The following is a 14,820-nucleotide window of genomic DNA, read 5'->3' on the forward strand; positions in this document are numbered from 1 at the left end:
CATATCGCTCAATCGGCAGGGCGGTGATCGCGTTCGGATGAACGAAGTAGAAGTTTGCCGAGAGTTTCGTTCCCGGCTCCGCTATGCAGTCCTGCCGGCAGCAACAAACTCAGCGTCGTCCCGGCGAAGGGCGGGACCCATTACCACGACTGTCGATTGCCTTGCGACGCTTGAACGACGAATCCCATCCGCAACATAAGCCGCGGCCTATGGGTCCCGGCTTTCGCCGGGACGACAGTGTACTTGAGATGGGCGACCTCGATCACCTCACATCAGCGCGGCGCGGACTAGCCCGCCGGTCCGGTGTCCTCGATGATCGGGCCGAACAGCTCCCAGCGCTCGCCGTTGAACTTCATCATCTGCATCTGCTTGTTGATGCGGTAATCGTTCGGTCCGGTCGTGATCGACATGCCCGGCAGCGCGAGCGACGGCACGAACTTCTTGAGGCTGGTCACCTGCTTCATCAGGTTCTCGCGGGTGAGGTGGTCGCCGCACTGCTTGAGCACCTGGACCAGAAGCTCGGCCGTCGAATAGCCGTAGGTGTTGACGGTATTGAGCTTGTCGCCATCAGGATAATATTTGTCCATGAAGGCGAAATAGGCCTTCACGCCGGGATCGTCCTTCCATTGCGGGTCGGCGGGGTCCTTGCCGTAATTGGTCGAGATGATGCCCTTGGAGATGTCGAGGCCGGCGGGCTTCAGCGTCGCCGACACCGGGCTCGCGTTGATGTCGAGGATGTGGACCGGGTGCCAGTCGAGGTCCGCGACCTTGCGGATCGCCTGCGCCGCGAATTTCGGCGTCGACGCGTCGTAGAGCAGGTCGACGCCGGCGGCCTTCAGCTTGACGATCTGCGAATCGACGGTCGGGTCGGTGAGCTCGTAGGAGACCTCGGCGACGATCATGCTTGCCGCCTTGTCGCCGAGCCCGCTCTTCAGGCCGGTGATGTAGTCGCGGCCGAGATCGTCGTTCTGGTAGAAGATGCCGATCTTGGCATTGGGGTGATTGGCCAGGATGTATTTGGCGTAGATGCGTCCCTCGGACTGGTAGTTCGGGTTGAACGCGATCGTCCACGGCGCGTTCTGCGGATCGGAGAAGCGCGAGGCGCCGGTGGAGGCGAGCAGCTGCGGCACCTTCTTGGCATTCAGGTATTTCTGCACGGCGGCATTCGACGGCGTGCCGATGATCTGGAAGGTGAACAGCACCTCGTCGCCTTCGACCAGCTTGCGCACCTGCTCGACCGCCTTCGGCGGCGAATAGGCGTCGTCATACTGGATCAGGTTCAGCTTGCGGCCGTTGATGCCGCCCTGATCGTTGATCATCTTGAGGTAGGCCGCCTGGGTCTTGCCGATGCCGGCATAGGCGGATGCCGGGCCCGAGAACGGCACGGTCTGGCCGATCTTGATCTCGGTGTCGGTCGCGCCGATGTCGTATTTCTTCTGCGCGGCGGCCGATGTAGCCGACAACGCGATGGCAAGCGCTGTCGCAGCGAGCAATTGCACGCTCCTCATGTCCGTGACCTCCCATGTTGCCGATGATCTTGTCCGCAAGCGATGGGCCGGCGGATGTCACCGTTGCACGGGATGATGGCGGAAGGGCAGGGGCATTGCAAGGCGATGCACCCTGCGCGCGATGTCGCGGAATTCGGGTGGACGTCGGCGGCAGGGAGATGAAACTATCGCCGAGCGAGACCGATTTATGCGAGATGACCATGGCCGACCGCAAGACTGCGCAGACCTTCAACCTCGACCGCCTCAAGACCCCGATCGGCACTGCGCTGCTGGTGACCGATGATGGCGGCGTGCTGCGCGCGCTCGACTGGGACGACTATGAAGGGCGCATGCTCGACCTGCTGCGGCTGCACTATGGCGCGGTGACGCTGCGGGACGGCCGCGCGCCGGCTGCGATGCACAAGGCGCTCGGCGATTACTTCAAGGGCGATCTCGATCGGCTCGCGGATGTCGAATGGCGCGTCGCCGGCACGCCGTTCCAGCAGAAGGTCTGGCACGCGCTGCCGAAGATCGCGCCCGGCACCACCATGAGCTACGGCGCGCTGGCGGCGAAGCTGAAAGTGCCGAACGCGATGCGCGCGGTCGGCCATGCCAATGGCTCCAACCCGATCAGCGTCGTCGTGCCCTGTCACCGCCTGATCGGCGCCAACGGTTCGCTGGTCAAATATGGCGGCGGGCTGGAGCGCAAGCGCTGGCTGCTGCGCCACGAGGGCGTGGAGGTTTAGCGCTCCACTTCATCCGCCCGTGAGACGCTCAATCGAGATCTTCGCTCGGCATGTTGCGCAGATTGCGCACGATGTAGAGAAAGACAATGAGCGAGGGCACCCATGCGAGGATCGCTCCTACCAGCATCGCATCAACCGTCGTCATGGAGACTCCCTTGCGCGTTGTTGGTCATCGCCGTCAGATCAATTTCTTCGATGGGCTGCCGGTTCTGGGGAAGGGGTAGAGCCACTTCCAATAGGCCTTGTCGCGCTCCAATTGCTGCTTGTGGATCTCGCGGCACTTCTCCGAGCAAAACTGCTTGAAATGCCAGCTATACCGGATCAGCCCGAACGGACGCCTGCATCCCGGATTGCCGCAGCGGCCCGTCATGACGCCGCCTCCGCATTCGCACGCGTGAACCAGCGGATGAAGTTCTCCTGACCTCTGTAAAGGCAGAGGCGTCCGCAGTAGCGTTCACCCGCCGGATTTCGCAAACAGATGACCTTGGGCTCTTCGCTATCACACTGGGCGCAGCGCGGTTCCGCACGCATGGCGACCTCCCTCCGAGGAATTGCCATTTGCAAATCAAAATGTCTGATGCTGTCCGTGCCGTCGATCGTCCCGAAGGACGGCGACGCGAAATCTCGCGCTGCCACCGTCGATGCGCAACTTGTCCAGATGTTTGGCGGCATCATCCTTGCGTATAGCCGGCGCGATCGTGGCCGATCTGTACTCATTCGTTCGTCGCCGTGCCGTGCTGGTCGAGGGCGATATCGAGGCATCTGATCAGGGCGTCGCCATCGAAGGGCTTGCTCAGAAAGCAGATCGCTCCCGCCCTCAGAGCCCGGGCGCGATCGCTTTCGACGGCGAAGGCCGTGACGAAGATGAACGGAAAGCGCCGTCCATTGGCAATCAAATGGCTCTGCAGGTCGAGCCCGCTCATGGCCGGCATCCTGACATCCGCGATTACGCAGGAGATGTCGTCCAAGTGGGGCGAGAGCAGGAATTCCTCAGCCGAGGCGTAGGTCTCGACCGTGTAGCCCAGCGACCTGACGAGATTGTCGGTCGCGGTGCGAACCGACATGTCATCGTCGATGATTGATATCACTGGCGGATTGGACAAGGAGGATTTTCCTGGACCGGCCGGATCGAACGTTTGGTATGGGCGATCGCGCCAGGGCACAGTGCGTCGCCAATCGGGGCCGGAGAATCATACTTAGGTTTGCGCCCCGCCGGACGACGGTCCGATCCTGAGGATCTGCGCCATCCTGACCAGGTCAGGGAGCGACTTGGCCGCCATTTTCCGCATGATGTGCCCGCGGTGGATCTTCACTGTGATCTCCGCCACACCGATTTCTGCGGCGACCTGCTTGTTCATCAGCCCCGCCGTGACGAGGGTCATCACCTGGCGCTCGCGCGGGGTCAGGGTCGCGAAGGCCGCGCGCAGGTTTGCGAGAACCTTGGCCTCGTCGCGACGATTCCTGTCGCGCTCGATCGCTGCCGTGACGGCATCCAGCATGTCCTGATCGCGGAATGGCTTGGTCAGGAAGTCGACGGCGCCGGCTTTCATGGCCCTGACCGTCATCGGGATATCGCCATGGCCGGTCATGAAGATGATCGGAAGATGAATGCCGGCCTTCGCCAGCTCCGCCTGAAAGTCCAGGCCGCTCAGCCGGGGCAGCCTGATGTCGAGGATCAGGCAGCTCGGGACATCGGGCGGCTTGCGCTGGAGAAATTCATGGGCCGACCCGAACGCTTCGGTGCGCAGCCCGACGGAGCGGAAAAGGTTGCTCAATGCATCCCGCACCGACGCGTCATCGTCGACGACGAAGACGATCGGATCCTCGGCGTTCGCAGGCGTGGAAGGCGAGGCCGCGCGTCCGGTCACCATGCGTGATCCTCTTGGCGCAACGGCAGGGTGAACTGGAATGTCGCACCGGGGCCGACATTTGCGGTCACGGACAGCCGGCCCCGGTGAGCTTCGACGATCGAACGGCAGATCGACAACCCCATTCCCATGCCGCTCGCCTTGGTGGTGTAGAAGGCGTCGAACAGCCGGTCGGCATTCTCGGTCGCGACGCCGATGCCGCAGTCGGTGACCGTGACCAGGATTTGCCCGGCATCGTCATGGCGGGTCCGGATCACGAGCTCCCGCGGCCTGTCGGTGACCGGCTGCATCGCCTCGATGCCGTTGAGGACGAGGTTGAGGATGACTTGCTGCAGCTGGATGCGATCGGCGACGACAGGCGGGAGCGCGGGAGCGAGGTCCAGTCGCAGAGATATCAGGTGGCTCTGCAACTCATGTTGCACCAGGCTGATCACCTCGTTGATGACTTCGTTGATATCGAGCGGCGCCTTCTGATCGGTCGTCTTGTTCGCCAATGCGCGGACCCGCTGGATGACCTCGCCGGCCCGGTTGCCGTCGCTGATGATCGACCTGACCGCTCCGCGCGCTTCATTCAGGTCGGGGGCGGCCCGGTTGAGCCAGCGCAGGCATGCCGCGGCGTTGGTGACCACGGCGGCAAGCGGCTGGTTCACTTCATGGGCGATCGACGCGGCGAGTTCGCCGAGCGCCGTCACGCGCGTGACGTGCGCGAGGTTGGTCTGCGCTTCATGCAATTCGGCCTCGGCCCGCTTGCGCGCCGTCACGTCGGTGACCGCTCCGACAAACTCGGTGTCGCCCGAGAGGTTGGTCACCGCATGCGCCCTGGCGTGGACAAATTTGATCGCCCCATCGGGCATCAGCAAGCGATAGCCGTGCTCGAAGTCCTTGCCGTCGAGCGAGGCGCGGTCGATAGTCCGTTGCACGCGGGCGCGATCGTCCGGATGGACGCGTTGCAGGACCGTGCCATGCTTGATCGAGGGAACCCTGTCGAATTCGAAGATCCTGTAGGTTTCTTCCGACCAGATGATCTCGCTGCTGGCGACGTGCCAGCCAAAGCTGCCGGTGTGGCTCAACCGCTGCGCTTCGGTCAGGTACATCTCGCTCTGCTGCAGTGCATTTTCGGCCTGCTTGCGCTCGGTAATGTCCTCGCAGGCGATCAGGACGATCAGCTGACCGTCCAGCTTGCGTACGGCCTTGGCATTTTCACGAACCCAGAGCCGTGAACCATCCTTGCGGACCTTGCGGATCTCCCAACTGTGGGTCTGGCCGATGTTGTCGAGGCACGCCGCGACGTTGCGCTGGACCATCGGGTGGTCTTCGTCGGCAAACACCCGGAGCACGGATTGTCCGAGCAATTCGCCGACGGTGTAGCCGAGTTGCGCGGCGCCGAACGTGTTGACCGACAGCACGAGTCCCGCCGCATCGACCATGAAGTACATGACCGGGTTGTGTTCGAACACTTCTTTCCATTGCGCTTCGCTGTTGCGCAGCGCCTCGATCGCGCGCTCCTCGCCGCCGGCCCGGCCGCGGATTGCGGCTTCCATCTGGTTCTGCGTGCGGCCCACCACACGCATCATCAGCAATGCGGCGGCAAGCGAGGCGATGAGCAGCACCAGGGCGACCAGATGGGCGGGAGCTCCGGGCTGCGGACCGAGTAGCAGCCCGATGCAGGTTGCCGCCAAAGCCAGCACCATGCCGCCGAGCAGCCATTGCTCGGCCGACCAGGACTTCATGGTCGGATTGCGCATCATCGGCAGCACCAGCACGTGGCCATCACAGCACGTGGCCATCACAGCGCTTGGCCATCAAAGTGCTTGGCTAGAGCACCTGGCCACCATGGGCCGCGCTGCGTCGCTAGGTGACCGCTATCATCAGCGGCGACAACGTCGCCCTCTCAACGGGCTGCATATTAGCAGCTTTCCCGACGTCCGGACGAGACCGATCATGCGGCCCTTTGGCAACCAGCCCGCATGCGCGAAGTCGCGCGGAACGCGAAATCATCCGGCGCGCTCGGGCCCAGGTTGCGACTAAACCTAAGTATGATCTTCCCCACCCCAATGTAACGGCCGGATCAACCTCCGTTCAATGGCCGGTTTCTTCCCGGTCGCTACGCTTATTGGGTAACTCGATCACAGTAGAAGCATCCCGGTTCATTCGTCGCCGATCAGAGGTCTGGAGGTTGGAATGCCGAACGCTCCCCTGCATTTGATCCTTTGCTCCGATGACGTCGAACACGAGGCAAAACAGGAGGCAAGGCGTGGTGAACGCGACCGCAGCTTCCAGCCTGTCGTGATCGACGGTGGCAAGCAAACGGACGGCGCGCCGACCGACGACCCCTGGATCGGTCTGCTCGACGTCTTCGATTTCGGTGTCGCGGTTTGCCAGGCGAGCTACCTTGCAGTCATGATGGCCGGTCTCGCAGCGCTGCAGCTGCGAGCAAACGGGCCAGATCCAGGATCGTAGCCCGCGCTGGCTGGTCGCCGCGGCAGGCGTTGCCGGCCGAAGCGCGGGCTGGTCCCCTGGACCCGCGCAAACCGGCTCCGACAACAGCCTCCGTGAGAGCCCGGAATCCAGTCCCCGTCTAGCCCCGGCCCTGACGGATTCCGGGCTCAGTCCTCCCGACCTCGCCGCTTGAGACCGCCCGACGGGTCTCGATCACGTCCTGCGAGGTCGGCGATCCCACCGGCTGGCGGGCTCGAGCAAATTGCAGCAATTTTTTCGAAAGATGCCCAATTCGCCTTAGCCGGTTTTGAAGCACCTGATTATTGGATCAGTCCGGCAACGGTATCGCTCCGCTGAGCTGTGCGTTGGTTCGCGCACTGACAGATCAGGGGCCGGTCATCATGAATCAGGCACAGCAGCAAAAGCCACTCCCCAACGACGATATTTCCGTCACCAGGGATGAGACCGATGGCGCGCGCGGATTGCAGCGCGATTTGCAGGACCGGCTGCTGCCGGCGCACGACGAGCCGGTCAGCGAGAGCGCGCCCCATCCCGAGGCGCCCGCAGGGTCGGGCCGGATGGTCCGCCGCCTGCTCAAGATCGGCATTGGCCTTGCCATCGTCGCCGTGTTCGGCTGGCTGCCGCTGAAGGCCGTATTGCAGACCTCGAGCGTCGAGGCCGTGGTCAATGCCCGGATCGTGACCTTGCGCTCGCCGATCGACGGCACCGTGAGCGCGAAGCCACAGCAAAGCTCTACGCGCCTCAGCGAGGTCCACGAAGGCGATGCGATCCTTCATGTCGTGAACGTGCGCGGCGATCGCGTGCGGCTCGATGATCTCCGGCGGCAGATGTCCCGCCTCGAGAACGAGCGCCCGAGTCTCGCCGCCAAGCTCGCCGCTGCCGAAACGGCGCAGCAGGACCTCGCGCGTCAGGCGGGGCAGTTCCGTGACGGCCGCATCCTCCAGCTCCAGGCCCGCATCGCCGAAATCCAGACCGCGATCGAGGCTGCGGCCGCGCGGCGGGAGGAGGCGACGGCGGCGGTCGAACGCGCCTCGTCGCTGATCAGATCGGGCAGCGTCTCGACGGTCGAAATGGCCCGCCTGACGCGCGAGCAGTCGATCGCCCAGCAGACCGAGATCGGCGCACAGCGGCGCCTCGACGCCGCCAAGGTCGAGCTCACGGCGGCGAAGAACGGCACCTATCTCGGCGACAGCTACAATGACCGGCCGAGTTCCGTGCAACGCGAAGAGGAAATGCGCCAGCGCGTCAGCGATCTGCGCGCTGATCTGGCGCATGCCGATGCCGAGATTGACTGGCTCACCCACGAGATTGCGTCCGAGCAGTTGCATTACATCAACCGGGCGGAAGCCGACATCAAGGCCCCGGTCGGAGGACGGATCTGGGAGATGATGACCTCGCGAGGAGAGGACGTCAGGGCCGGGCAGCCTTTGCTCAAGCTGCTCGATTGCACCGGAGAGGTCGTCACCGCGAACGTCACCGAGAGCGTTTACAACCGTCTCAGGCTCGGCGAGCAGGCGAGCTTCGAGCCGAACGACGGCAGCCCCGCGATCCAGGGTGAGATCGTCAACCTCACCGGGGCCTCCGGCGCTCCCGCAAACCTTGCGATCAATCCGGATGCGCTGAACAAGGAACCGTACCGTGTGACGGTCTCGATGCCGGCGACCGATAGTGCGGGTAAGGATTGCGCGGTCGGCCGCACCGGGCGGGTGGTGTTCAGCACGGACCCGGCAAAGCCATGATGGCGGCCTTCGCGCCCGGGCTGGTCGCCTTCGGCGCCTGCCTTGCGATCCTGCCCTTGCTCAGGCGCGAGCAGACATTGGCCCGCGTCATGATGACCGGCATGTCGTTCGTGCTGTTGCTGCACTACTTCGTCTGGCGCGTAATGCATACCCTTCCGCCGCCGGGCCTCACCGCCGACGCGCTGGTCGGCTACCCCTTCGTGGTGGCCGAGGCGGCCTCGCTGATCGCGGTGTGCCTGTCGCTGTTGTTCCTCAGCCGGACCATCGACCGCTCACCCGAGGTCAATGCGATCCTTCGCCGGTCCAAAGCGAACGCAGATGCGCCGCTCGTCGACGTCTTCATCTGTACCTACAACGAGGAGAAGGCGATTCTGGAGCGCACCATCATCGGCGCGACGGGGCTGAGCTATCCCAGTTATCGCGTCTGGGTGCTCGACGACGGCCGCAGGCTCTGGCTGCGCCGGCTCGCCCACGAACTCGGCTGCAATTATCTGACCCGTCCGGACAATCGCCACGCCAAGGCCGGCAACATCAATCATGGGCTCCAGCATCTGGCAGGACTGCCGGAGAAGCCGGAGTTCATCTCGATCCTGGATGCGGACTTCGTTCCGATGCCGGACTTCCTCACGCGGGCGATGAGCCTGATGCAGGATGGCACGGTGGGCGTGGTGCAGACGCCGCAGCATTTCATCAACCCGGATCCGATCCAGACCAATCTCGCCGCGACCGACGTCTGGCCCGACGAGCAACGCTTCTTCTTCGACATCCTGATGCCGGCCAAGGATGCCTGGGGCACGGCGTTCTGCTGCGGCACCTCATCGCTGATCCGCTTTTCCGGCTTGACGCAGATCGGCGGCTTCCCGACCGATTCGGTGACGGAGGACTATCTCGTCACGCTGCGGCTGAAGGAGAAGGGACTGAATACGGTGTATCTGAACGAGCGCCTGACCATCGGTCTGGCGCCGGAGGGATTGAAGGAGTACATCACGCAGCGCGGGCGCTGGTGCCTCGGCTTCATGCAGATCTTCAGGGGGCGCAGCGGGCCGTTCTCGCGGCAATCCAAGCTCGCATTCATGGACCGGCTGTCGCTGGTCGACGCCTTCATGAGCTGGGCGGCGGTCTACGGCACCAAGGTTTTCGGCCTGGTCGTGCCCTGGCTGTTCTTGCTGTTCGGGATCAAGGCGGTCCACGCCGACCTGTTCGACCTCCTGAGATACTTCATGCCGTTCTATGTCTGGCACGCCTTCACGATGGCCTGGATCTCGCGCGGCCGCTCGCTCGCGATCATGACCGACGTGTCGCAATACATCGCCGCGCCCGCGGTCCTGAAGGCTGTCGTGACCGGCCTCGCCAAGCCGCAGGGCCACAAATTCAAGGTGACGGCGAAGGGCGGCGACCGCAACCGCCGGTTTATCGAGTGGCCGCTGCTGCGGCTCTATGGCACGGCCTTGCTGATCACGCTGTTTGCGATCGCCTACGCGTTCATCCTGCGTCTGCGCGGCGAAAGCATCGCCTATGGCGGGCTGGCGCTGGCCTGGAGCCTCTACAATTGCGTCGTGCTCGCGATCGTCTGCTTCATCTGCATCGAGCAGCCGCGGCGGCGCAAGGCCGAGCGCTTCGAGCGCGATGAGCCGGTCCTGATTCACGAAGGCGCCGAGCCGCGGCTGGTGCGGATGGCCGATATCTCGATCTCGGGCGCCCGCTTCATCGATCCCGCGCCGCCCGCGATCGGCACCTCGATCACGTGCAACGTCTACGGCCAGAACGTGACCGCGCTGGTGGTCCGCCGCACCCGAGACGGCTTCGGCGTCCGCTTCGAGGATGCGGCTGCGACGCGGATCAATGTCGTGCGCGCATTCTATGCTGGCGAATATGTCCGCGCCTTCCACGGCGTCCGCGCCGCGCCAGTCGGTAAGGCGCTGTTGATGCGGCTGTTCGGTTGAACCGCCGCGATCGGGCATCGCGGTGTTGCTCCTTCCGCGGAGCGCTTTCCATTCCGTCATCCTGAGGAGCGCGGAACGCGCGTCTCGAAGGGTGAACGGCCCGGACGCTTCCGCGTACTCCGACTCGTTCGGCAGTAGCCGGGCCGTCGATCCTTCGAGACGCCGCTTCGCGGCTCCTCAGAGGGTGTGAATCTTTGTTCGGGATGAGGGTTGAGTTTTCCTACGCGGAGTGATTCCTGCAGCTGTACTATCCGAGAGGTGCAGCGATGCCTGGCGACGAACTGTTTGCCGATCTTCCGGTACAGAAAGCTGAGCGGGAGAGCGATCCGGGGCAGCCGCGGATGCGGGAACCGGTACGCGATCAGATCGAGCTTCGGGCAGTCGATCTGGAGGCGCTGGTAGCCGCCGATCATCCAGTCCGGGTGATCTGGGCTTACGTCGAGAAGCTTGATCTGGGCGAGCTTGAAGAGGCGATTAGAGCTCGAACCCACACGGCGGGACAGGCCCCGGCGAGCCCGCGGCTTTTACTGGCACTGTGGCTTTATGCGACGAGCGAGGGGGTTGGCAGCGCGCGAGCGCTGGCCAGGCTGTGTGAGAGCCACGACGTCTATCGGTGGCTCTGCGGCGGGGTGAGTGTGAACTATCACGGCCTTGCCGACTTCCGCACGGCGCATCCGGAGCTTCTGGATCGGCTGTTGAGCGAAAACATCGCCAGCCTGTCGGTGGCCGAGATCATCGACCTCGATGAGGTGGCGCAGGACGGAGTGCGGGTACGTGCCTCGGCTGGGAGCAAGTCGTTCCGCCGCCGCAGGAAGCTTCACAAGGAGTTGCGCAAGGCGCAACGATTGATCCGACAGCTGAAGGACGAAGCAACCGACGATCCGCAAGCCAGCAGCCGGCGGATCGCTGCGGCCAACGAACGGGCCCTGCGTGAACGCGAGCAGCGCGTGGCGGCAGCGCTGAAAAAGCTGGCCGAGATCGAGGCGGAACGCGAACGGCGCAGCAAGACCAACAAGAAGGAGGTCGAGAAGCAGAAGGAGCCGCGCGCCTCCACCACCGACCCCGATGCCCGCGTCATGAAAATGGCCGATGGCGGCTTCCGCCCCGCCTACAATTGCCAGCTCTCGACCGTCGCCGGTGGCCAGATCGTGATCATCCCGGACGTCAAAACCGTCGGCTCCGACCGCGGCTTGGCCCGGCCGATGCTGGAGGAGATCAACCGCCGCCATGGCCGATGGCCGAAGCGGTTGCTGATCGACGGCGGCTTCAACAAGAATGAGGATACCGAGTGGGCGGCTGACCGCGGCATCAAGGTCTACGGGCCGCCTTCACGCAGCAAGCACCAGCGCGACCCATATGAGCCACGCGACAACGATGGGCCCGGCGTCGCCGCCTGGCGAGCCCGCATGAAGAGCCCACGTGGCAAGTCGATCTACAAGCGTCGAGCCCAGGCGGAGTGTATCAACGCTCGCTTCCGCAACTGGGGCCTGCAGCAGTTCACCGTACGCGGCCTCAAAAAGGTCCAGACGGTCCTGCGCTGGTTCGCACTCACCAACAACATCCTGGCCGGCCACCGCCTGCTCCAGGCTGCAGCTTGAAGCCTGGCCATCAAATCGTCACAGCCCAATCCCGCTTTTGCCGCAGCTGCTAACTTCAAATAGGGTCACAGCCTCTCAGGATGACGGGACAGGCCTATGCGCCTCTACGATTTCTACGCCGCCGGCTTCGCGGCCTGGTCCTCGCTCGACAACAGATGCAGCAGCGCGCTCTTGATTGCGGCCTGCCGGGTCGGCGCGGTGATCTGGGCGCCGAGCAGGTCGGTGACGTAGAACACGTCGCGGGCGCGTTCGCCGAAGGTCGCGACATGGGCGGAGGCGATGTTGAGGTTGAGTTTCGAGATCGCGGTGGTGAGCTGGTAGAGCAGGCCGGGCCGGTCGAGGCCGGAGACCTCGATCACGGTGTAGCGGTCCGACCACTGGTTGTTGATGGTCACCTCCGGCTCGACGACGAACGGCCGCGCCTTGCTGCGCACCGCGCGCTTGGCCACCGCCTCGGGCAGCCTGAGCTTGCCTTCCAGCACATGCTCGATCATCTCGCCGATCCGCGTCGCGCGGCGGCCCTCGTCCTCGTCGCGGTCGTATTCTCGCGAGATCGAGATGGTGTCGAGCGCGCGGCCGTCGGTCGTGGTGTAGATCTGCGCGTCGACGATGTTGGCGCCCGCCGAAGCGCAGGCGCCCGCGATGATCGACAATAGCCAGGGATGGTCGGTCGCGAGGATCGTCAGTTCGGTGACGGCGCGGATCTCGTCGAAGCCGACATTGATCGCGAGCTTGTGGCCGGCCTGCTCGCTGGCGCGGATGAAACGGGCCTGGCGGATCTTGCGCGGCAGCTCGACCTTGAGCCAGTAGGCCGGATAGTGCCGGCCGATATAGGCGTTGAGCTCGGCCTCCGGCCATTCGGTGAAGGCGCGGCGGAATTCGGCCTGCGCCACCGCGATGCGCTGCGCGCGGTTGACCTCGGAGAAACCGCCGGTCAGCACCGGCTCGGTTTCGTAGTACAGCGTGCGCAACAGCTGCGCCTTCCAGCCGTTCCAGACGCCGGGGCCGACGCCGCGGATATCTGCGGTGGTCAGGATCGTCAGCAGCTTCATCTGCTCGACCGACTGCACCACGGCGGCGAAATTCTCGATGGTCTTGCGGTCCGACAGGTCGCGCGATTGCGCTACCGTGGACATCGTCAGGTGCTCCTCGATCAGCCACGCCACCAGCTCGGTGTCGCCCGGGGAGAAGCCGAGCCGCGGGCACAGCCGCCGCGCCACCTTGGCGCCGGCGATCGAGTGATCTTCCGGCCGGCCCTTGGCGATGTCGTGCAGCAGCGTCGCGATATAGATCACCGGGCGGTGCTCGGGGCGGATCTTGCGGAACAGGTCGCTGGCGACCGTGAACTCCTCGTTGCCGCCGCGCTCGATGTCCTGCAGGAAGCCGATGCAGCGGAGCAGATGCTCGTCCACCGTATAGTGGTGGTACATGTTGAACTGCATCATCGACACGATCTTGCCGAAGGCGCGGATGAAGTGGCCGAGCACGCCGGTCTCGTTCATCCGCCGCAGCACGACCTCCGCATTGTCGGAGGTCAGGATCTCCATGAACAGGCGGTTGGCGTCGTCGTTCTCGCGCAGCTGGGTGTTGATCAGCTTCAGCGAGCGCGTCACCGTGCGCATCGCATCGGGATGGAAGGCGAGGTTGTTCTGCTGCGCGAGGCGGAAGATCCGGATCAGATTGACCGGATCGTGCTTGAACACGTCGGGCGCGGCGAGGTTGATGCGGTTGTTGTCGACGATGAAGTCGTCGCTGCCGTTAACCCGCCGCCGCTTGGTGCCGGGCCGCAGCCGCGCCACCATCCGGCTCAGCACCGGCGCCGGCTTGTTGTGCTCCTCCTCGAGCTTGGCGCACAGGATCGCGGTGAGGTCGCCGACGTCCTTGGCGATCAGGAAGTAGTGCTTCATGAAGCGCTCGACGTCCTGCATGCCGGGATGCGAGGTGTAGCCGAGGCGGACCGCGATCTCGCGCTGCATGTCGAACGACAGCCGCTCCTCGGCGCGTCCGGCGAAGAAGTGCAGGTTGCAGCGGACCGACCACAGGAAGTCGGCGCAACGGCGGAAGGTGCGGTACTCCTGCGCGTCGAACACGCCCCGCTCGAGCAGTTCATCGGTCTCGCGCACGCGGTAGACGTATTTGGCGATCCAGAACAGCGTGTGCAGGTCGCGCAGGCCGCCCTTGCCGTCCTTGACGTTGGGCTCGACCAGATAGCGCGACTGGCCGGCGCGGCGATGCCGCTCCTCGCGCTCGGCGAGCTTTGCGGTGACGAATTCCGACGCGGTGCCCTGCACCACTTCCTTGTCGAAGCGCTCGACCAGCTCGTCATACAGCGGCTGGTCGCCGGTCAGGAACCGGGTTTCCAGGATCGCGGTGCGGATCGTCATGTCGCCGCGCGCCTGGCGGATCGATTCATCGACCGAGCGGGTGGCGTGGCCGACCTTCAGCCCCATGTCCCAGAGGCAATAGAGAATGGCTTCGGCGACCTGCTCGCCCCAGGCGGTCTGCTTGTAGGGCAGGATGAACAAGAGATCGATGTCGGATTCCGGCGCCATCAGCCCGCGGCCATAGCCGCCGGTCGCGACCACGGCCATGCGTTCGGCGCCCGAGGGGATTGGTGAGTGATAGAGATGCCGGGTTGCCGCCGCGTAGAGGATACGGATGATCTCGTCCTGCACGAAGCAGAGCCGTTCGGCGCAGCGCCGGCCGTGACGGTCCTTCAGCAGCAGTGCCTGCGCCGTGGCGCGCGCCGCGATCAGCTCGGCCTTGAGCAGTTGCGCCATCGCGGCACGGAACTGGTCCTCGCGGCCGGCATGCTGTTCGGCGAGTGCATTGACCGCCGCGGTGATCCGCTCGGTCTCGAAACGATTATCCGCTTCAGGGCGGGCCTCGGCTACGACGCTGTCCATACGTTCATCCGATATCGGACGGAGCCGTTGCTGTCACTGACCAAAGTATGATGACGGCAGCTCCATGCTCTCC

Annotated in this window: 11 protein-coding genes; 5 read left to right on the forward strand and 6 right to left on the reverse strand. The window is 64.4% G+C overall.

The features are described 5' to 3' along the window. Nucleotides 1-287 precede the first annotated feature (287 nt). The gene (locus ACVILL_RS14250) at nucleotides 288-1,508 is read right to left on the reverse strand and encodes an ABC transporter substrate-binding protein (RefSeq protein ID WP_456729617.1); all 1,221 of its coding nucleotides are present in this window, start codon (nucleotides 1,506-1,508) and stop codon (nucleotides 288-290) included. Nucleotides 1,509-1,708: 200 nt separating this feature from the next. On the opposite strand from ACVILL_RS14250, the gene ACVILL_RS14255 reads away from it, so the two are divergent. After that, a complete protein-coding gene (locus ACVILL_RS14255; protein WP_456729618.1) occupies nucleotides 1,709-2,233 on the forward strand; it encodes a methylated-DNA--[protein]-cysteine S-methyltransferase in 525 nt (174 codons plus the stop codon). A 178-nt stretch (nucleotides 2,234-2,411) separates the two neighbouring features. Here ACVILL_RS14255 and ACVILL_RS14260 read toward each other — a convergent pair whose 3' ends face one another. The 4 genes from ACVILL_RS14260 to ACVILL_RS14275 all read right to left on the reverse strand — a co-directional run bounded on the left by ACVILL_RS14260 (nucleotide 2,412) and on the right by ACVILL_RS14275 (nucleotide 5,888). Then, complete coding sequence (locus ACVILL_RS14260; protein WP_456729619.1) at nucleotides 2,412-2,603, reverse strand: hypothetical protein; 192 nt, start codon at nucleotides 2,601-2,603, stop codon at nucleotides 2,412-2,414. Between the two features lie 343 nt (nucleotides 2,604-2,946). Beyond that, complete coding sequence (locus ACVILL_RS14265; RefSeq protein ID WP_456729620.1) at nucleotides 2,947-3,396, reverse strand: response regulator transcription factor; 450 nt, start codon at nucleotides 3,394-3,396, stop codon at nucleotides 2,947-2,949. A 33-nt stretch (nucleotides 3,397-3,429) separates the two neighbouring features. Then, nucleotides 3,430-4,104, reverse strand: coding sequence for a response regulator transcription factor (locus ACVILL_RS14270; RefSeq protein ID WP_456729621.1), 675 nt, complete (start codon nucleotides 4,102-4,104; stop codon nucleotides 3,430-3,432). Next, nucleotides 4,098-5,888, reverse strand: coding sequence for a PAS domain-containing sensor histidine kinase (locus tag ACVILL_RS14275; RefSeq protein ID WP_456729622.1), 1,791 nt, complete (start codon nucleotides 5,886-5,888; stop codon nucleotides 4,098-4,100). The genes ACVILL_RS14270 and ACVILL_RS14275 overlap by 7 nt, the downstream gene beginning before the upstream one ends. A gap of 394 nt (nucleotides 5,889-6,282) precedes the next feature. On the opposite strand from ACVILL_RS14275, the gene ACVILL_RS14280 reads away from it, so the two are divergent. The 4 genes from ACVILL_RS14280 (at nucleotide 6,283) to ACVILL_RS14295 (ending at nucleotide 11,841) form a co-directional block, all read left to right on the forward strand. Beyond that, entirely contained in the window at nucleotides 6,283-6,561 is a 279-nt protein-coding gene (locus ACVILL_RS14280) for a hypothetical protein (protein ID WP_456729623.1), read from the forward strand. Between the two features lie 380 nt (nucleotides 6,562-6,941). Beyond that, a complete protein-coding gene (locus ACVILL_RS14285) occupies nucleotides 6,942-8,300 on the forward strand; it encodes an HlyD family efflux transporter periplasmic adaptor subunit (RefSeq protein ID WP_456729624.1) in 1,359 nt (452 codons plus the stop codon). After that, nucleotides 8,297-10,243 (forward strand): glycosyltransferase, encoded by a 1,947-nt coding sequence (locus tag ACVILL_RS14290; protein WP_456729625.1) that lies wholly within the window; start codon nucleotides 8,297-8,299, stop codon nucleotides 10,241-10,243. Before ACVILL_RS14285 ends, ACVILL_RS14290 begins: the two co-directional genes overlap by 4 nt. Nucleotides 10,244-10,509: 266 nt before the next feature. Further along, the gene (locus ACVILL_RS14295; RefSeq protein WP_456729626.1) at nucleotides 10,510-11,841 is read left to right on the forward strand and encodes an IS1182 family transposase; all 1,332 of its coding nucleotides are present in this window, start codon (nucleotides 10,510-10,512) and stop codon (nucleotides 11,839-11,841) included. A 113-nt stretch (nucleotides 11,842-11,954) separates the two neighbouring features. Here ACVILL_RS14295 and ACVILL_RS14300 read toward each other — a convergent pair whose 3' ends face one another. Next, nucleotides 11,955-14,747: a [protein-PII] uridylyltransferase gene (locus ACVILL_RS14300; protein ID WP_456729627.1), complete on the reverse strand. Its 2,793-nt coding sequence runs from the start codon at nucleotides 14,745-14,747 to the stop codon at nucleotides 11,955-11,957. Between the last annotated feature and the right edge of the window lie 73 nt (nucleotides 14,748-14,820).

This window comes from Bradyrhizobium sp. USDA 3364, assembly GCF_054056355.1.

What these genes read in the sequence shown, in the direction of transcription:
- ACVILL_RS14255 (WP_456729618.1), top strand. Translation starts at nt 1,709, where the DNA reads ATGGCCGACCGCAAGACTGCGCAGACCTTCAACCTCGACCGCCTCAAG.
- ACVILL_RS14270 (WP_456729621.1), bottom strand. Translation starts at nt 4,104, where the DNA reads ATGGTGACCGGACGCGCGGCCTCGCCTTCCACGCCTGCGAACGCCGAG.
- ACVILL_RS14250 (WP_456729617.1), bottom strand. Translation starts at nt 1,508, where the DNA reads ATGAGGAGCGTGCAATTGCTCGCTGCGACAGCGCTTGCCATCGCGTTG.
- ACVILL_RS14260 (WP_456729619.1), bottom strand. Translation starts at nt 2,603, where the DNA reads ATGACGGGCCGCTGCGGCAATCCGGGATGCAGGCGTCCGTTCGGGCTG.
- ACVILL_RS14295 (WP_456729626.1), top strand. Translation starts at nt 10,510, where the DNA reads ATGCCTGGCGACGAACTGTTTGCCGATCTTCCGGTACAGAAAGCTGAG.
- ACVILL_RS14275 (WP_456729622.1), bottom strand. Translation starts at nt 5,888, where the DNA reads ATGGCCACGTGCTGTGATGGCCACGTGCTGGTGCTGCCGATGATGCGC.
- ACVILL_RS14285 (WP_456729624.1), top strand. Translation starts at nt 6,942, where the DNA reads ATGAATCAGGCACAGCAGCAAAAGCCACTCCCCAACGACGATATTTCC.
- ACVILL_RS14280 (WP_456729623.1), top strand. Translation starts at nt 6,283, where the DNA reads ATGCCGAACGCTCCCCTGCATTTGATCCTTTGCTCCGATGACGTCGAA.
- ACVILL_RS14300 (WP_456729627.1), bottom strand. Translation starts at nt 14,747, where the DNA reads ATGGACAGCGTCGTAGCCGAGGCCCGCCCTGAAGCGGATAATCGTTTC.
- ACVILL_RS14290 (WP_456729625.1), top strand. Translation starts at nt 8,297, where the DNA reads ATGATGGCGGCCTTCGCGCCCGGGCTGGTCGCCTTCGGCGCCTGCCTT.